This window comes from Mitsuaria sp. BK037, assembly GCF_014193045.1.
Taxonomy (GTDB): domain Bacteria; phylum Pseudomonadota; class Gammaproteobacteria; order Burkholderiales; family Burkholderiaceae_C; genus Roseateles.
Map to the genome: position 1 here is coordinate 1,847,665 of NZ_JACHYS010000001.1, position 17,007 is coordinate 1,864,671.

At 70.4% G+C, this 17,007-nt stretch carries 15 protein-coding genes; 3 read left to right on the top strand and 12 right to left on the bottom strand.

All coding sequences use genetic code 11. From position 1 onward, the window contains the following. Positions 1–13 precede the first annotated feature (13 nt). From rlmD to surE, 5 genes are read right to left on the bottom strand one after another with little or no spacing between them, the layout of a single operon-like run. Positions 14–1,486, bottom strand: coding sequence for a 23S rRNA (uracil(1939)-C(5))-methyltransferase RlmD (gene rlmD, locus FHT37_RS07560; RefSeq protein WP_183479918.1), 1,473 nt, complete (start codon positions 1,484–1,486; stop codon positions 14–16). A 55-nt stretch (positions 1,487–1,541) separates the two neighbouring features. Continuing rightward, positions 1,542–2,675 carry an RNA polymerase sigma factor RpoS gene (gene rpoS / locus FHT37_RS07565; RefSeq protein ID WP_091724843.1) on the bottom strand — a complete coding sequence of 378 codons (1,134 nt, stop codon included), beginning with the start codon at positions 2,673–2,675 and terminating at the stop codon, positions 1,542–1,544. A gap of 24 nt (positions 2,676–2,699) precedes the next feature. After that, a complete protein-coding gene (locus FHT37_RS07570; RefSeq protein ID WP_183479920.1) occupies positions 2,700–3,581 on the bottom strand; it encodes a peptidoglycan DD-metalloendopeptidase family protein in 882 nt (293 codons plus the stop codon). A 55-nt stretch (positions 3,582–3,636) separates the two neighbouring features. Further along, on the bottom strand, positions 3,637–4,482 hold the full coding sequence (locus FHT37_RS07575) for a protein-L-isoaspartate(D-aspartate) O-methyltransferase (protein ID WP_091724845.1): 846 nt from the start codon (positions 4,480–4,482) through the stop codon (positions 3,637–3,639). Next, a complete protein-coding gene (surE, locus tag FHT37_RS07580; protein ID WP_183479922.1) occupies positions 4,479–5,234 on the bottom strand; it encodes a 5'/3'-nucleotidase SurE in 756 nt (251 codons plus the stop codon). Before surE ends, FHT37_RS07575 begins: the two co-directional genes overlap by 4 nt. A gap of 107 nt (positions 5,235–5,341) precedes the next feature. Between surE and FHT37_RS07585 the strand changes: the two genes are divergently transcribed. The 3 genes from FHT37_RS07585 to FHT37_RS07595 all read left to right on the top strand — a co-directional run bounded on the left by FHT37_RS07585 (position 5,342) and on the right by FHT37_RS07595 (position 7,457). Next, positions 5,342–6,319, top strand: coding sequence for an NADPH:quinone oxidoreductase family protein (locus tag FHT37_RS07585; protein ID WP_183479924.1), 978 nt, complete (start codon positions 5,342–5,344; stop codon positions 6,317–6,319). Between the two features lie 82 nt (positions 6,320–6,401). Beyond that, complete coding sequence (locus FHT37_RS07590; RefSeq protein WP_091724848.1) at positions 6,402–7,145, top strand: response regulator transcription factor; 744 nt, start codon at positions 6,402–6,404, stop codon at positions 7,143–7,145. Between the two features lie 9 nt (positions 7,146–7,154). Next, on the top strand, positions 7,155–7,457 hold the full coding sequence (locus FHT37_RS07595) for a hypothetical protein (RefSeq protein ID WP_183479926.1): 303 nt from the start codon (positions 7,155–7,157) through the stop codon (positions 7,455–7,457). 139 nt (positions 7,458–7,596) lie between these two features. Here FHT37_RS07595 and FHT37_RS07600 read toward each other — a convergent pair whose 3' ends face one another. The 7 genes from FHT37_RS07600 to FHT37_RS07630 all read right to left on the bottom strand — a co-directional run bounded on the left by FHT37_RS07600 (position 7,597) and on the right by FHT37_RS07630 (position 17,007). Beyond that, on the bottom strand, positions 7,597–8,004 hold the full coding sequence (locus FHT37_RS07600; protein WP_183479928.1) for a hypothetical protein: 408 nt from the start codon (positions 8,002–8,004) through the stop codon (positions 7,597–7,599). A gap of 93 nt (positions 8,005–8,097) precedes the next feature. Then, positions 8,098–10,443, bottom strand: coding sequence for a TonB-dependent siderophore receptor (locus FHT37_RS07605; RefSeq protein WP_255489515.1), 2,346 nt, complete (start codon positions 10,441–10,443; stop codon positions 8,098–8,100). A 133-nt stretch (positions 10,444–10,576) separates the two neighbouring features. Then, entirely contained in the window at positions 10,577–11,002 is a 426-nt protein-coding gene (locus tag FHT37_RS07610; protein ID WP_183479932.1) for a DUF1828 domain-containing protein, read from the bottom strand. A gap of 117 nt (positions 11,003–11,119) precedes the next feature. Then, entirely contained in the window at positions 11,120–11,731 is a 612-nt protein-coding gene (locus FHT37_RS07615; RefSeq protein ID WP_183479934.1) for a GNAT family N-acetyltransferase, read from the bottom strand. A 47-nt stretch (positions 11,732–11,778) separates the two neighbouring features. Continuing rightward, positions 11,779–13,020 (bottom strand): MFS transporter, encoded by a 1,242-nt coding sequence (locus FHT37_RS07620; protein WP_183479935.1) that lies wholly within the window; start codon positions 13,018–13,020, stop codon positions 11,779–11,781. Between the two features lie 281 nt (positions 13,021–13,301). Further along, positions 13,302–15,377: a S9 family peptidase gene (locus FHT37_RS07625; RefSeq protein ID WP_183479937.1), complete on the bottom strand. Its 2,076-nt coding sequence runs from the start codon at positions 15,375–15,377 to the stop codon at positions 13,302–13,304. A gap of 166 nt (positions 15,378–15,543) precedes the next feature. Further along, positions 15,544–17,007: an efflux transporter outer membrane subunit gene (locus FHT37_RS07630; RefSeq protein WP_221210977.1), complete on the bottom strand. Its 1,464-nt coding sequence runs from the start codon at positions 17,005–17,007 to the stop codon at positions 15,544–15,546.

The window sequence follows — 17,007 nt, forward strand, 5'->3', positions numbered from 1 at the left end:
ACCGCCAGCCTCATCAAGCGATGAAGCCAGCGCTCGGCGGCGGCGAGGCGTCGCCCTGCGCCGCGGTCCGGGCCTGGGCCTGGGCCTGGGCCTGGGCCTGCGCTTGCGCCTGCGCCTGCGGATCGCGCTCGAAGACGGCGATCGATTCCACGTGCGCCGTGTGCGGGAACATGTTCACCGCGCCGGCCTGCACGCAGCGGTAGCCGGCCACGTTGACCAGCAGCCCCGCGTCGCGCGCCAGCGTGGCCGGCGCGCAGGACACGTAGACGATGCGCTCGGGCGGCGTCCAGCCGGGTGCCAGCGACGGGTCCTGGACCAGGTCCGCCAGCGCCTTGACCAGCGCGAAGGCGCCCTCACGCGGCGGATCGATCAGCCAGCGGTCGGCGGCGCCGTCGGCCACCAGCAGCTGCGGGGTCATCTCGAACAGGTTGCGCGCGACGAAGCTGGCCTTGTGGTCGAGTCCATTGCGCTTGGCGTTCTCGCGCGAGCGCTGCACCAGCGCCTCGCTGCCCTCGATGCCGAGGACCTCGCGCGCCTGCGTCGCCAGCGGCAGGGTGAAGTTGCCCAGGCCGCAGAACCAGTCGATGACGCGCTCGCCGGCCTGCACGCCCAGCAGCCGCAGCGCTCGGCCGACCAGCACCGTGTTGATGTGGTGGTTGACCTGGGTGAAGTCGGTCGGCTTGAACGGCATCACGACGCCGAACTCCGGCAGCGTGTAGGCCAGCTCCGGTCCGTCCGCATCGAGCAGGTGCACCGTCTCCGGCCCCTTGGGCTGCAGCCACCATTGCACCCCGTGCTCGGCGGCGAAGGCGCGCAGCCGGGCGACGTCGCCCGCGCTCAGCGGCTCCAGGTGGCGCAGCACCAGCGCGATCACCTGCGTGCCGCCGTTGTCGCCGATGGCCAACTCGATCTGCGGCAGGCGGTCGCGGCCGTCCATCGCGCCGATCAGCTCGCGCAGCGGCAGCAGCATCGCGCTGACCTTCTCGGGCAGCACCTTGCAGACCTGCATGTCGGCGATGTAGCGGCTCTTGCGCTCATGGAAGCCGACCAGCACGTGGCCCTTCTTCGGCACGTAGCGCACCGACAGGCGGGCGCGATAGCGGTAGCCGGTGGCCGGTCCCTCGATCGGGCGCAGCAGCGCCTCGGCCTTGACCTTGCCGAGGTGCCACAGGTTGTCCTCGAGCACGCGCTGCTTGACCGCCACCTGGGCGCCGGGATGCAGGTGCTGCATCTTGCAGCCGCCGCAGGCGCCGGCATGCAGCCCGAAATGCGGGCAGACCGGCCGCACCCGTTGCGCGCTCTCGCGTCGCATCGCGACCATCGCGGCCTGCTCCCAGTTGTTCTTCTTGCGGCCGACGGCGACCTGGACTTCTTCGCCGGGCAAGGCGCCCTCGATGAACACGACCTTGCCTTCGCTGTTGTGGGCGACGCCCTGCGCTTCAAGGTCCAGCGACTCGACCTTCAGCCATTCCGATACATCAGTCATGGGCGCGCATTATCCCAGCGACGTCCGGCGCGGGCGTCACGGCGAGCGCCGCGAATCAGAAGATCGAATCCCGGCTGATGCCCTGCCGCATCATGTTGCGCTTGAGCTTGGCCAGCGCCTCGATCTGGATCTGCCGGATGCGCTCGCGGGTCAGGCCCAGCCGCACGGCGAGGATGTCCAGCGTCTCGGGCTCGCGGTCGGCCAGGCCGTAGCGGCCGGCGAGCACCTCGCGCTCGCGGTCGCTCAGCGAGGCCAGCCCGCTCTTGAGCAGGTCCTCGAGCTCATGGCTGAGCCGGTGGCCCGCCGGGTCGACCGCCTGCTCGTCGGCAACCAGGTCCAGCATCGATTCGCCGCCGTCGCCATTGCGGTCCACCGGCGAATCGAGCGAGCTGGGCAGTTCCGCATAGGCGAGCAGCTCGGCGATCTCGTCGACCGGGCGACCGAGCGCTTGCGCGACATCCTCAGCGCGCACCGCGCCTTCGCCGCCGCGCTGCGCCGCGAGCGCCTCCAGCGCGCGGCGCGCCTTCAGCACCTGATTGAGCTCGCGCACGATGTGTACCGGCAGCCGCACCAGCCGCGCCTGATGCATCAGCGCGCGCTCCACCGCCTGGCGGATCCACCAGCTGGCGTAGGTCGAGAAACGGAAACCGCGCTCGGGCTCGAACTTGCCGATCGCGTGCATCAGGCCGAGGTTGCCTTCCTCGATGAGGTCGCTCATCGGCAGGCCGCGGCCCAGGTAGTTCTTGGCGATGCTGACGACCAGCCGCAGGTTGTGCTCGATCATCGCCTGGCGCGCCTCGAAGTCGCCGGCGCGCGCCTTGACCGCGGTGTCGTACTCCTCCTGGGGCGTCAGCAGCGGGGTGCGCCGGATGTCGCGCAGGTAGGCCTGCAGCGCGTTGGTCGCGTCGCCGTCGGCGGGACCCAGGTCGCCCTTGCCGTTCCTGGACTTGCTCTTGCCGTCCTCGGACTCGGCGCTGCGCAGCGCGCGGACTTCATCGTCCTCGTCGGCCACGACCTCGGGACTGTCCGCCGCATCGCCCTCGGCCGGCGCGGCGGCGTCATGGTCGTCAGCCGGCTCGGCGGACTCGGCCGCCAGCTCGGGCGGCAATCTGAAACGGCCTGGATGACCGGGGCGGTCCAGGCCGTCGGGCGAGAGTCCATCTGACGAAGAGGCGCGTTGCAAGGTCATGTTGCGGCGCCTCCTTGAGCGCCCTCAGCGCGCGGGCAACAGCTTCGACGGATCGATCGGCTTGCCCTGCTTGCGCACCTCGAAGTGCAGCTTCACCGAATCCGCGTCGCTGCTGCCCATCTCGGCGATCTTCTGGCCCTTGCGCACCACCTGGTCTTCCTTCACCAGCAACGTCTGGTTATGCGCGTAGGCCGTCAGATAGTTCGTGCTGTGCTTGATGATGATCATGTTGCCGTATCCGCGCAACCCCGCGCCCGCGTACATCACGCGGCCATCGGCGGCGGCGAACACCGGGTCGCCGGGCTTGCCGGAGAACGCCAGGCCCTTGTTGCGGACTTCGTCGAAGCCCGCGGCCACCGGGCCGGAAGCGGGCCAGCCCCAGCTGATGTCGTCATCGTCGCGGGTGGCGGGTGCGGGCGTCGCGGCGGCGGTGGCGGGCGCCGAGGCGGCGGACGCGCTGCCCGTCGCCGGAGCCGGGGACTTGCCATCCAGCGGCCGGGTCTCGACTTTCGAGCTCGCCAGCGGCTTGGTCGTCACCGCGGTCGGATCCACGCCCGGGGGCGCCACGCGCAAGACCTGACCCACTTCGATCAGGTTGGGGTTGTCCATGCCGTTCCAGCGCGCCACGTCCTTCCAGCCTTGGCCGTTGTCCATGGCGATGCGGATCAGCGTGTCGCCGGGCTTGACGGTGTAGTAGCCGGGCTTGCCGGCGTTCTCGGCGCCGGGCAGCGGTTTCGATTCCGGCGCGGGCGTCACCGCGGTGCCCGGGATCGCGGACTGCGCGGACGCGCCCTTGCCGACGGCGCGGTCCTCCACCGGCGCGCGATGCGGTGTGTTCTGGCAGCCCGTGAGCGCCAGCACCACCACGGAGACCCAAAGCAGCGGAGAACGGAAGAGATGTTGCATGCGCGCGTGTTTGTCGTTGCGAAAGCCGAAGCGCGGGAGCCGTGAGGCTGCCGCGCTACAGGACCCCCGATTTTAGGGGCACGAACAGGACCGCTTCGTGCAGGCTGCGCACGAAGCGCGAGCCCGCCGCGTCACGGACGTGGTCGATGAGCACCAGCACCTGGCCGCGGCCGCTGGGCGCGGTCATCGGCGCGACCAACCGGCCGCCCGGCGCGAGCTGGTCCAGCCAGGCCTTGGGGATGTCGTCGCCGCCGGCGGCGGAGATGATGCTGTCGTAGGGCGCGGACGGCGGATGGCCCAGCATGCCGTCGCCGTAGACCAGCCGCACCTGGTGGTGGCCGACCAGGTTCGCGCGGGCCTTGTCGTGCAGCGGCCGCAGCCGCTCGACCGACACGACCTGTTTCGACACTTGCATCAGCAGCGCCGCCTGGTAGCCGCAGCCGGTGCCGATTTCCAGCACCTTGCCGAGATGGCCGCGTTGGCGCGCGCCCGGCGCGTCCAGCATCAGCGCCATCATCCGGCCGACGACCGACGGCTTGGAAATGGTCTGGCCGTGCCCGATCGGCAGGCTGGTGTCCTCGTAGGCCTGCGTCGCCAGCGCGGAGTCGACGAAAGCATGCCGGTGCACCGTCGCCAGCGCCTGCAGCACGCGCTCGTCCGTCAGGCCTTCGCGGCGCAGGCGGTCCACCATGCGCTGGCGCACGCCGGCGGAGTCCAGCCCCAGGCCGATCGGCGTCGTCTGCCGCGCCTTGATGGCGGCAGCCTGCTGCCAGTGGCCCTGCGGCTTGAGCGGCTCGCGGGCCTCGGCGGCCGCGGCCGCGGACGGCGCGCCCGGGCGCGCCGGGGCGAGCTTGTCCAGCGACAGCGGGAAGCGCTTGGGCCGGGGCGGCAGCGAGGTCATGGACGGCCGGCGGTCTGCAGCCGCTGGCGCCAGTCGTCCAGCGTCGCGTGTTCGGTGAGGTCGACCTGCAGCGGCGTGATCGAGACGGCGCCGTTGCCGGTGGCGTGGAAGTCGGTACCCTCGCCGGCCTCGCGCTCGGCGCCGGCCGGGCCGATCCAGTAGATCATGTCGCCGCGCGGGCTGCGCTGCTGGATGGTGGCCTCGCTGGCGTGGCGGCGGCCCAGGCGCGTGATGCGGCGCGGCAGCGCGGCGGCGTCGGCGCGGTTGGGGATGTTCACGCTCAGCAGGAAGGGCCGGTCCAGTCCGCCGGCGATCACGTCCTGGACCAGCGCCCGCACCACGGCGGTCGCGGCGTCGAGGTGGCCCCAGCCCTTCTCGACCTGCGAAAACGCGATCGAGGGCACGCCGAACAGGTAGCCCTCGGTGGCCGCGGCGACGGTGCCGGAATACAGCGTGTCGTCGCCCATGTTGGCGCCGTTGTTGATGCCCGAAAGCACCAGGTCGGGCTTGTAGTCGAGCAGGCCGGTCAACGCCAGGTGGACGCAGTCGGACGGCGTGCCGTTGACGTAGCGATAGCCGTTGGACGCCGTGTAGACCGACAGCGGCCGGTGCAGCGTGAGCGAGTTGGACGTGCCGCTGGCGTTCTGCTCGGGGGCGATGACTTCCACCGTGCCGAGCCCTTCGCAGGCGCGGACCAGGGCGGCGATACCGGGGGCCAGGTAGCCGTCGTCGTTGGCGATGAGGATGCGCATGGGGCGGCATTGTAGGCAGGCCGTCACCCCGGCGACGCGGGCCGCGCGGCGCGCTGCCTATCATGCGCCCCGACCCTCCACCGGAGGCCTGGACAAGGAGACGAGAGATGAAGGCTTGGCTGTGCGAGAACCCCGTCGGCGTCGAGGCGCTGCAATGGAAGGAGCTGCCGTCTCCCACGCCCGGGCCGGGCCAGCTGAAGGTGGCGATCAAGGCGGCGAGCCTGAACTTCCCCGACCTGCTGATCATCCAGAACAAGTACCAGATGAAGCCGCCGCTGCCCTTCGTGCCGGGCACCGAGTTCGCCGGCATCGTCGAGGCAGTGGGCGACGGCGTGAGCGGCTTCCAGCCGGGCGACGCGGTGGCGGCCTTCACCGGCACCGGCGGCTTCGGCACCGAGGCGCTGGTCCCGGCCGCGCTGGCCATGCCGCTGCCGCCGGGTTTCCCCTTCGAGGACGCGGCCGCCTTCATCTGCACCTATGCGACTAGCCACCACGCGCTGATCGACCGCGCCGCCCTGCAGCCGGGCGAGACGGTGCTGATCCTGGGCGCGGCCGGCGGCGTCGGCACGGCGGCGATCCAGATCGCCAAGGCGGCGGGCGCGCGCGTGATCGCGGCGGCCTCGTCCGACGAGAAATGCGCGCGTTGCCGGGAGATCGGCGCCGATGCCACCATCAACTACGCCCAGGGCTCGCTGCGCGACGAGATCAAGGCCCACACCGAGGGCCGCGGTCCCGACGTCATCTACGACCCGGTCGGCGGCGACCTGGCCGAAGCGGCCTTCCGCTCGATCGCCTGGCGCGGCCGCTACCTGGTGGTGGGTTTCGCCCAGGGCGCCATCCCGGCGCTGCCGCTGAACCTGGCCCTGCTCAAGGGTGCGTCGCTGGTGGGCGTGTTCTGGGGAGAGTTCGCCAAGCGCGAACCCAAGCGCAACGCCGCGATGATGGCGACCCTGGCGCAGTGGTATGCCGCCGGCAAGATCCGGCCGGTGATCGACAAGGTGCTGCCGATGACGTCGCTGCCGCAGGCCTTCGAGCGCATGGCCTCGCGGCAGGTGGTGGGCAAGCTGGTCGTCGTCAACGGCTGACCGCCCGTCGACACCCTGTTTCACGGGGCATGCAAGCCGGGGGGCCGCTGCTAGGATGCGGGCAGCTTTTGCTCCCCACACCATGGCCGTCAAAGTTCTCATCGTCGAAGACAACCCCGTCGCCCGCAGCTTCCTGTGCCGCGTGGTGCGTGAAAGCTTCAGCGATGGCATGGAGATCACCGAGGCCGGCGACCTGGAAGGCGCCCGCCGGCAACTCGCCAAGGTCGAGAGCGACGGCAGCGCCGGCAACGGCTACAAGCTGATCCTGATCGACCTGGAGCTGCCGGACGGCAACGGCATGGAGTTCCTGGGCGAGCTGTCCGGCAAGCCGGCGGTCAAGATCGTCACGACGCTGTACTCGGACGACGACCACCTCTTCCCTGCCCTGCAGCGCGGCGCGGACGGCTACCTGCTGAAGGAAGACCGCTTCGAGGTGCTGGTCGAGGAACTGCAGCGCATCGTGCGCGGCCAGCCGCCGCTGTCGCCGGCGATCGCGCGGCGGCTGCTGTCGCATTTCCGGCCGGGCTCCACCGGCGATTCGGGGCCGATGGGACTGAACTCCGGCTTCGGCAGCCTGACCTCGACGGCCACGCCCAGCGGGCGCGGCGTGACGCTGGATCCGGTGCCCGAATGGGAACGCCTGACCCCGCGCGAGAACGAGGTGCTGACCTACCTCAGCAAGGGTTTCACGATCAAGGAGATCGCGAACCTGATGGGCATCAAGTGGTTCACCGTCAACGACCACATCAAGTCCATCTACAAGAAGCTCAACGTCTCCAGCCGCGCCGAGGCGGCCGTGCTGGCGAGCAAGCAGGGGTTGGTCTAGTCGTTCACCATGCCGTTTGCTGCCAAGGTCGTGCTTTACTGCCCCACGGGCTACCACTTCACGCTGGACCAGTTGGTCGAGCAGTTCATCTCTGACGGCGTCAAGTTCGTCGGCGTGGTTGGCCATGACTGCCAGCGCGTCGAGGACATCATTGACGAACTGGTTGTGGGTAATGGCGATGACCCCAGCAGGTTCCTCCTCACGTCGTCGCACCCCGGCGAAACCGTGAGGGACGTGGTTGAGTTCGCTCGGCCGCTTTTCGATGGTGTCGACGCTGAAGCCCAGGTGATCGAACTTCCCGCCACGGCCTGAGCCGTATCGGATTGCCTTCCTGATCTCCTTACCTCCGATCGAAACGAGATTCAGCGCAATGAGTTCAAGGACTCGCGCCTGTTTCCGCTGAGAAATGCTGCCGCCAACGTCACCGCGCAGCTAGCGACGGAGATATCCGTCACGCAGGAAGGTGCTTCTCGTTGACCCGTTGGACCGAGAGGTTCGAAACCGGCCAGTCCGTCAATCGCTGCACGACCAACTCTCGAAGCGTTTCAAGCTCAGCGCAGTCCTCGACCTTGTCACTCAAGATGAAGCGAGGCCGGCGTGCAGAGAGCAACACCTGAAACTTCGAGCGGTCATCGTCCGTCGAGATGTCCACTGCAAGTTTTATCGGCCCGTCTTCGAACCAGGCGAACCACCCCCAATCCTCCTGGTTCGCATGCAGCTCGTTGCCGTATTTGCTTCTGAGCGCGGGAAGCAGCCGGCCCAAGACCACGTCCCCACCAATGCAGCAGCCGTTGATGTACTGGTCGTCATCTGCAATCTCGACCTGCCTCGAGAAGGTCAAGGTGTACGGCATCTGCATTTAAAGCAAGTTTGTCGATGCCGGATCATCCGCTCAATTCGCTGACTCTTGCCAATCTACTGTTCTCTCACCAGCGGCAGGACGCCTTGCACCTCACCACCGATAACCCACCTTCGCGTAGTACTGCCGCCCATTGAAGCCGAAGGGCGAGAACTGGTTGTAGGCCAGGATCCCGCCGATGGCATTGGCGGCGATGACCCGGTCCGGATAGCGGTCGGTGAGGTTGTCGATACCCGCGCTGAGCTGCCAGGCGCCCTGCTCCCATCCCGCCGACACGTCCAGCAGCCAGGCCGCGCCGAAGGTCTGGTCGTTCGCCGCGTTGGACTGGCGGATGACGAAACTGCCGTAGCGGCTGGCGGCCACGCGGCCGCTCCACGGTCCCCAGCGGTGTTCCGCGCTCGCGACCAGCTTGTCCTTGGGCGAGCCGACGGTCGCTCGCGCCAGCGTCACACGATCGATCAGCGTCAGGTTGTTGGCGCTCAGCAGCGCCGGGTTGTCGTCGACATGGCGCACCGAATTCCTGTTGTGGTTGTAGGCCAGCGTGTACTGGCCACGGCCGGCACGGCCCCAGTCCTGCTGCCAGGTGCTCACGACATCGACACCGCGGGTGCGCGTATCCAGCGCGTTGGTGAAGTAGCGCCCGGCGCTCACCAGCACGCCCTGCGCGGCGAGCTGGTCCCGCAGCGCGGTCGGCAACGAGAGGTTGGCCGACAGCAGGATGCGGTCGTCGATGTCGATCTGGTAGACGTCCACCGTGGTCTGCCACTGCGCCAGGGGCTGCAGCAGCAGGCCCAGGCTGAGGTTGCGGGACTTCTCCGGCTTCAGCGGCTTCGCGCCCAGGGCCGCGGCGGCAGCGGACTCGACCGGGAAGGTGCCCGCTTCCACCAGCGCACCGTTGATCAGATTGGTCGAGGTGGTGGCGAAGAACCGCTGCGCCAGCGACGGCGCGCGGAAGCCGGTGGACACGGTGCCGCGCAGCGCCACGGCCGGCGACCAGGCATAACGGCCCGACAACTTGGCCGAACTCGCGCCGCCGAAGTCGTCGTAATGCTCGGCCCGCAGCGCGGCCGAGGCGCTGAAGGCCTGCGTCACCCGGCCTTCCAGGCTGGCATAGGCCGCCACGTCGCGGCGCGCATGCGCGCCGGCATTGCCAGGCTGGAAGCCGGGGAAACCCGACGCGCCGCCGCTCTGGTACGACGCGGGCTCGCCGGCGTCGATCTCGTAGCGCTCGCGGCGGGCCTCCGCGCCCAGGGCCAGCGTCCACGGCGCGGCGAGGCCGAGGTCGAGCTCGCGCGAGAGGTCCAGGTTGAGCACCGTCTGCTGGTTGCTCAGCCGGCCCGCGTCGAAGCGCGTCGGGCTGGCATTGCCCAGCGAGTAGTTCGCGGTGTCGGTGACGTCGATGTCGAAGCGGTTGCGGCCGTGGTTGAGGCTCGCATCCCAGGACCAGCCGGCGAGTTCGCCCCGCACGCCGGCGATCAGGCCGACGTCGACCGTGGTGCTGCGCTGCAGCGGGAGGAAGCCCTCGGGATACAGGCCGGCGACGTTGTTGGCCACCGCGGTGGCGCGGGTGCGCCAGAAGGCGGCGGACACCGTGTCGCGATGGCTGAGCGTGGCGACGGCATAGGCCTGCAGCGCGCCGGCCAGCGGCAGCTCGGCGTTCAGCACGGCGGCCTGCTGATGGCTGTCCGGATCGCCGAGCCGGTTGTTGACCTGCCCGAAACGCGGCTCGGTCGCTGCCTCACGGGTGTCGACGCCGGCACGGTTGGTCCGCTGCTGATGGCGGTTCTCGAGCGCGAAGCGGATCCATCCGTCCGGCCCCAGGGCGAATCCGGCGCTGGCGGACTCGGTGTGCCGCAAGCCGTCGCCGGCATCGGTCTGGCCGAGCTCGCCATTGACGCCGCCGCCGCGCGCGCCTTTCTTCAGGACGATGTTGATGACGCCGGCGATCGCGTCGGACCCGTACTGCGCCGCGGCGCCGTCGCGCAGCACCTCGATGCGCTCGATCGCGGCCAGCGGAATGGTGTTCAGGTCCACCGGCGCGGAACCCCGGCCCTGCGTGCCGTTGATGTTGACCACCGCGGTGGTGTGGCGGCGCTTGCCGTCGATCAGCACCAGCGTCTGGTCGGGTGACAGCCCCCGCAGCTGGGCGGGCCGCACCGCGTCGGAGGCGTCGGTCAGCGACGGGCGTGGGAAGTTCAGCGATGGCAGCAGCTGCCCGAGCGCCGTCGCGAGTTCGGTGGTCCCGGTGCGCTGCAGGTCCGCGGCGCTGAGGACGTCGACAGGTGACTCGGACTCGGCGACCGTGCGATTGACACGGCGCGTGCCGGTGACGACGACCTGCTGGAGCTGATCCGCCGATGCCGCCGCCGAAGGCGACGAGCTTTGAGCATGCACCGACGGCGCGAAGCTGGCGATGGCGGCGAGCGCGACGACGCTCAACGGGATGGCGTGGCGGTGCGGCAGAGGAAATGGCGAGCGAAGGACCATGGGGCTTTCAAGGATTCATCGATCAAGACAGTGCCGTAGCCTGCGTGAGCCAGCATGCCCGGACAAAGAAGCTCGGCGCAGATGCTCATGCGGAGGGAGTACTCGACAGTGCGAAATCGCGGCCGCGGCTTCTAAGTCCTAAATCTTCCAGCCGGCAAATGCACCGCCCCAACCGGAACAAGCCTCGCACCAGATCATTGACGCCAACGGCGACGACCAGCTCTCCGTCGTGATCCGAGACACCGCACTCTCGAAGCACCCGCTGAAAGTGCTCGCCACATGAGCCGCTGAGAAGCTCCGTCAAATCGTTCTCGTAGCTGAGGCGCATCAGCGTGTTGGCCGAGTCGCTCAATCGCCAGCCTTCGTTCTCCCGTGCGAGATGGATGACAGGGCAATCTCCGTCCCGCCCTTCGAAAGGCAGGGACACCGCAAACTGCCCCCTTCGCTCGACGACGTTCACCTCCCGATAGAACATCGCGAACAGCTGCTGCTCAAAATCGCCTGGTTCCATTGACCACGCCCTCGCTTCACCTGAGACCGAAGGCCAGTCTAGGCACGCTCCAGCAGGTCGATTTCAAGCGAGTTGGCATGAACGCAACGCTTCACAGCGCGCCGGCCGGACTGCCGCTCACGCCACCGGCCGCTGCGTCTCCCCCCACCCCGGATTGATCAACGCGAAGGTCTCGTGGTCGCGCCACGCGCCGTCGATGAACAGGTAGCGCGGGCTGAAGCCCTCGCGCCGGAAGCCCAGGCGTTCCAGCACACGGCGGCTGCGCGCGTTCTCCGGCCTCACCGACGCCTGCACCCGATGCAGCGACACCGCCGGCCCGAAGGCCTGGTCGAGCAGGCACTTCAGCGCCTCCTGCATCAGGCCGCCGCCGACGCAGGCCCGGTCCAGGCTGTAGCCCAGCATCGCGCTCTGGAACACGCCCCGCACCACGTCGGAGAGCGCGCACTGGCCGATCACGCGATCCGGCGCCTCGTGCAGCGACAACCAGAAGCGCCAGATCGTGCCGGCCTCGAAACCGGCCTCCTCGCGCGCCAGGCGGGCCCGCGTGGGCTCCAGGTCCCAATGGTCGGGCGGCCGCGTCGGGTCCCAGCGCGCAAAGTGCGCGGCGTTGCGGGACTGGTAATCGATGATGGCCTCGGCCATCGCGGGCGCCGAGGCGTGCATCAGCAGGCGCGCGGTGCGCAGCCGCTTGAGCGGCGATCCGGCTTGGGGCTGGGGTTCGGACGACATGCCGCGACTGTAGGGCCTCGCACCGCGGTCCTCACCGCGAAGCCAGCTCAGCGCGGTGGCGTTGACGGCGTTGCCGACGCTGCCGCGTTTCGCGCCGGGATCCACACGCCCAGCATCCCCGCCGCCAGCAGCGCCAGCCCGCCGGTGACCGCGATGCCGCCGGCCAGCGACGCGGTCGCCACCAGCGCCGAGAGCAAGGCCGGGCCGCAGGAGCCGCCCAGGTCCGAGAGGAAGCGCCACACCGCGAGGAAGTAGGCGCGGCCGTGGCGCGGGGCGTGGTCGGCGCCCAGCGTCATGATCAAGCCCGACCCGATGCCGTTGCCCAGGCCGATCGCCGTCGCCGCCGCCAGCAGCGAGACGAAACCGGTGCTGAACGGCATCGCCAGCAGCGCCAGGCCGATGAGGGCCATCGACGGCACCGCCACCCAGCGCCGGCCCTTGAGGTCCATCACGCGTCCGGCCGGATAGAACAGCAGCATCTCGATGCCGCCGGAGATGCCGTAGATCAGCGAGGTCACCGCCGGCGCCAGCAGCAGGTGGTCCGCCCACAGCGGGATCACCGCCTGGCGCGAGGCCCGCACCGCGCTGACCAGCAGCACGCCCAGCCCCAGCGTCAGGAACACGCGGCGGTGGTCGGCCAGGATGGCGCCGAGCGTGACCGGCGCCGGCGCGCTCGCGCCCGCGAGGTGCGGCGGCAGCTCCAGGTCGGGCAACCGCGCGCCGACCGCCGCCGCAGCCAGGACGCCGGCGATGCCCACGCCGAAGGCCGCCGACAGGCCGAAGGCATGGACCGCCGCGGCCGACAGGAAGGGGCCGATGAACATGCCGATGCGCATCACGCCGCCCAGCGTCGAGAGCGCCCGCGCGCGATAGACGGCCGGCACCGCCTCGGTGAGGTAGCTCTGGCGCGCCAGGTTGTAGACCGCCTGCGACATGCCCACCATGAAGCAGCCGATCGCCAGCGGCACCACGCCCGGCAGCAGCACGCACAGCGCCATGCCGAGCGCGCTCCACACGCCGGCCGCCACGATGGCCCAGCGCTCGCCCCAGCGCATCGTGATCAGCGAGGCCGGGATGTTGTTGAGCAGCGAGCCCAGCCCGATCAGCGTCACCACGAAGGCCGCCATCGACACGGACGCGCCCAGCTCGCGCGCCATCAGCGGCACGATCGGCAGGATGGCGCCCTCCCCCAGGCCGAAGAGCAGCGACGGCCCGAAGGCCGGCACCGCGATCCGTCGGAACGAGAAGCTGGCGGCGGGATCGGCGCTGGGGGTGGGCGTGGGCTGCATGGCGGAGACAGGCTGCGAGGTCCGCAACGACGATAAGCGAGGTCGGTCCGCATCGATGCCGCCACTCGCCCGTCCCGCGCTGGGCGCCCGGACATCGCACAGCCCTGCGCACCGAGGGCCACGCCAACGGCCATGGGCAGGCCGATGGCTTCGCCCGCGACGACGTCGGCGATCTCAGCCCCTCGCTGCACACGAACGCGCCGACGACGGTGACCTACACCATCGGCTGGTAAGCCGCACCGCGTGGGCACCGGCCTCGCCTCCCGGCGAGGCCGGGCGCCTCACTGCGCGCTGGTCGGGGTCGCGGGATCCTTCGTGGCGAGGTGCTTGGCGAGGAAGCGCTCCATCCGCCCGAAGAAGTCGACGTCCGTGGCCAGCATGCGCCAGCCGTGGCCTTCCCCGTTGTAGGTGACGTACTCGACGTCCTTGTGGCCGGCCCGCTCGAGCGCGCGGCGGAAGTCGGTCGCGTGGTCGATCGGCACGCGGCGATCGTCGATGCCGTGGGCGATCAGGACCGGCGCCTTCAGGTCGGCCGCGCGGCGCAGCGGCGAGGTGCGCCGCAGCCGCTCGGCCTCCTTGACGCGGTCGCCGATCATCGCGGTCATGCCGAAACGGCGCGAAGCATCGCTCGCATCGCTCCAGTCCAGGGTGAAGAGGTAGTCGAGGTCGGTGACGCCGGCCCAGCTCACGCCGCAGCGGTACTGCCCCGGGTCCTTGATGAGCGCCATCATCGACGCGTAGCCGCCGTAGCTCGCGCCTGCGATGCAGACCCGCTTCGGATCGACCAGGCCCTGCTTGACGGCCCAGGCCAGCGCATCGCTGAGGTCGTCGATCATCCCCTCGCCCCATTGCCGCCAGCCGGCGCGGAAGAGCCGGTCGCCATAGCCGCTGCTGCCGCGGAACTCGGGTTCGATCACGACATAACCGCGCGAGGCCAGGAACTGCGGCAAGGCGTTCCAGCCCCAGGAGGTGCCGCGCACGAAAGGCCCGCCGTGCACCAGCATGACGGCGGGACGCGGACCGGCCGCGGCGCCACGGGGCTTGGTGACCATCACCGGGAATTCGAGCCCGTCGCGGGCGCGCACGCGCGACAGGTCGACCTGCGCCATCTCCGCGGCGCGGATCCACGGCCGCGCGGCGCCGAAGGCCAGCAGCTTGTGGGTCCCCTGGTCGTAGAGGAAGTACTCCGGCGGCTGCGTGTCCGACATCGAGGTCACCATCACCCGACCCGTCTTGAGGCAGCGCCGGCAGGCCAGCCGGTTGATGCGGCCCGGCAGCGCGCCGTCGACCTCGGCCTGCATGCGCTTGAGCGTCGGGTCGAACCAGTGCGTCGACGGCGCGTCGTTTTCATAGTGCAGGCCCAGCAGGCGCCGGCTCTCGGCGTCGAAGACCGCCTCGCCCTGGAAGTCGTAGCCCTGCACCGAGACCAGCGGCTCGTCCTCCTGCTTCAGCGTCTTGGGATCGATGCGATACAGCGCCTGCGTGCCCGCCGGCGTGCCGGCGATCACCAGGCGCAGGCCGCGGCCGTCGGAGGCCAGCGGCTCCGCCGTGGGCGAGTTGACCCAGTCGCCAGACTGCGCCAGCGTCCAGGCGCCCTCGGCCGTCTTGAAGTACAGCGCCTCGCGGTCCTCGTCATGGGTCTGCAGCGCCCAGGGCTCGCCGCCGGGGTCGAGCTCCCAGCGGACCACGTTGGGCGGCGACTTGGCCTCCAGCGTCCGGCGCTGCTGCGTCTCGATGTTCAGGCGGGCCAGCTGGACCGACTTCAGGTCCCAGCGCGCGTCGTAACGGCCGTAGCCGACGATGACCTCACCGCTGTCGTCGTCGGGCACGTCATAGAGGAACCATTCGAAGGGCAGCGCGCGCGTGATGATGCGCGACTCGAGCCGGCTCTCCTGCGCGTAGCGCGTCAGGATCAACTGCCGGCGCTCGCTGCCGTCGCGCTTGACGGTCCACAGGCCGGCGCTGTTCCCGTCGCGCCGCCTGCCGGCCTCGTCCTTGCCGGAGGTGTAGACCAGCCGGTCGCTGCCCACCCAGTCGAAGAAGGCGATGTCGGAGTCGGTGAAGCTGGCCACCACCGTGATGCGGTTGCCCTGGTCCGGCTCGATCACCGCGAGCGCGCTGCGCTCGCTCTCCGAGTTGCTGACGATCATCGCGACCGCGCGGCCATCCGGCGACAGCTTGGGGCGACGCACCTGCGGGTCGCGGAAGAAGTCGGCGATCGGCGGTGGTGAGGCGGCCGTCGTGGCCGCCGTGGCCTGCCCTGCGGGCGCGCCTTGCGCCGTTCCCATCAGGCCCAGCGCGGCCAGCGCGCACAGGCTCGCCCAGGCGGTCAGCCGCCCTGCGCGAATTCGATTCATCCCTCGCTCCCTGAAACAAGAATGGTGTGGTTCGTGTCCCCGCATTCTTGGCCAGTTCGCTCCGGCCCGGCACCGGGTCGATCCATGAGGGAAAAGCCTCGGTCGTGATCGACACGACCGGGACCGCGTCACCGCCACATCACCACCGCATCACCGCGTCACCTCATCAGGGCGTCCACCGGCCGCCGAGCGCGCGCAGCAGCGCGACGCGATTGACCTGCTCGGTCTGGCGCAGCGTGACCAGCGCGCGCTGGGCGGTGGTCAACTGCCGCTGCGCGTCCAGCAGCTCCAGCTGGCTGCTGCCGCCGAGCCGGTAGCTGCGCTCCGCCAGGCGCAGCGACTGCGCCGCCGCGTCGACCTGCGCCTGCTGCGCATCGAGCCGCTCGGCCAGCTGATCGCGCACCGCGAGCGCGTCCGCGACCTCGCGGAACGCGGACTGCAGCGCCGACTCGTAGTTCGCCAGCGCCTCGCGCCGGCTGGCCTCGCTGACCTCGACCTGCGCGCGCCGGGCACCGCCATCGAACAGCGGCAGGTCGATCTGCGGGACCAGGCTCCACACGCCGCTACCGCTCTTGAACAGGCCATCCAGGTCGGGACTGCGCGTGCCGGCGCTGGCCGTCAAGGTCAGGCGCGGGAAGCGCGCGGCGCGCGCGGCACCGACGTCAAAGGCCGCCGCGCGCAGGCGCTGCTCCGCGGCGCGGAGGTCGGGGCGCTGCAGCAGCACCTCGGCGGGCAGGCCGCCGGGCAGCTCCGGCAGCGCGGTCACCGTGGGCAACGCGGGCTGCGGGGTCGGCAGCAGGCGATCAGGCACCGGCTGCCCGACGAGCAGCTCCAGCTGCAGCCGCGCCTGCGTGACCGCGCCGACGCTTTCCGCCGCATCGCCCCGTGCCGATTCGAAGGCGGCGCGCGCCCGCGCGCGGTCGAGGCCGGACGCCGCGCCCAGCGCGTACTGCCGCTCCGCCAGGTCGAGGGAACGCTGCTGGCTGTCGCGCAGCGCCTGGTTGAGCACCAGTCGCTGCTGCGCCGCCGCCAGCGACAGCCACGCGGTCGCGACTTCGGCGGCCAGGCTCAGCCGCGCGCTGCGCTGCGTCTCCTGCTCCGCGAGGAAGCGCGACAACGCCGCGCCCTCGAGGCTACCCAAGCGGTTGAACAGGTCGATCTCGTAGCTCGCCAGGCCCAGGTTGACGCCGTAGGTGGTCGTCGCGCCCTCGCCGTTGGTCGTGCGCTGGCGCGTCGCGGAGGCGCCCAGGCCGATCTCCGGCAGGCGATCCGCCGCCGTGATCCGGTACTGCGCCCGCACCCGCTCGACGGCGGCCGCGCTCGCGCGCAGGCTGCGGTTCTGGTCGAGCGCGAGCGCCACCACCTCGTCCAGCCGAGCGTCGGCGAAGAAGCCGCGCCACTCGTGCGCGGCGGCGGTCGATGCCTCGGTCGAGGCCGCGTTCGCGGTCGGGGTTGCGGTGGGCGTCGCGGCCGAGGCTGAGCCGGCGTCCGATGCCGCCGATGCCGGAGCGGCTGGACGGAAGTCTTCGCGCAGCGGCGGACGCGGCGCGTCGGTCGACGGCACCAGGCTGCCGCAGGCGCCCAGGCCCAGCAGCAGCGCGATCGCCGCGCATCGGGTCTTCAAGCTCAT

Coding starts and splice junctions, on each gene's coding strand:
- rlmD (WP_183479918.1), bottom strand. CDS start 1,486: ATGACTGATGTATCGGAATGGCTGAAGGTCGAGTCGCTGGACCTTGAA.
- FHT37_RS07570 (WP_183479920.1), bottom strand. CDS start 3,581: ATGCAACATCTCTTCCGTTCTCCGCTGCTTTGGGTCTCCGTGGTGGTG.
- FHT37_RS07575 (WP_091724845.1), bottom strand. CDS start 4,482: ATGACCTCGCTGCCGCCCCGGCCCAAGCGCTTCCCGCTGTCGCTGGAC.
- surE (WP_183479922.1), bottom strand. CDS start 5,234: ATGCGCATCCTCATCGCCAACGACGACGGCTACCTGGCCCCCGGTATC.
- FHT37_RS07590 (WP_091724848.1), top strand. CDS start 6,402: ATGGCCGTCAAAGTTCTCATCGTCGAAGACAACCCCGTCGCCCGCAGC.
- FHT37_RS07585 (WP_183479924.1), top strand. CDS start 5,342: ATGAAGGCTTGGCTGTGCGAGAACCCCGTCGGCGTCGAGGCGCTGCAA.
- FHT37_RS07625 (WP_183479937.1), bottom strand. CDS start 15,377: ATGAATCGAATTCGCGCAGGGCGGCTGACCGCCTGGGCGAGCCTGTGC.
- FHT37_RS07615 (WP_183479934.1), bottom strand. CDS start 11,731: ATGTCGTCCGAACCCCAGCCCCAAGCCGGATCGCCGCTCAAGCGGCTG.
- rpoS (WP_091724843.1), bottom strand. CDS start 2,675: ATGACCTTGCAACGCGCCTCTTCGTCAGATGGACTCTCGCCCGACGGC.
- FHT37_RS07630 (WP_221210977.1), bottom strand. CDS start 17,007: ATGAGCTTGAAGACCCGATGCGCGGCGATCGCGCTGCTGCTGGGCCTG.
- FHT37_RS07595 (WP_183479926.1), top strand. CDS start 7,155: ATGCCGTTTGCTGCCAAGGTCGTGCTTTACTGCCCCACGGGCTACCAC.
- FHT37_RS07600 (WP_183479928.1), bottom strand. CDS start 8,004: ATGCAGATGCCGTACACCTTGACCTTCTCGAGGCAGGTCGAGATTGCA.
- FHT37_RS07620 (WP_183479935.1), bottom strand. CDS start 13,020: ATGCAGCCCACGCCCACCCCCAGCGCCGATCCCGCCGCCAGCTTCTCG.
- FHT37_RS07610 (WP_183479932.1), bottom strand. CDS start 11,002: ATGGAACCAGGCGATTTTGAGCAGCAGCTGTTCGCGATGTTCTATCGG.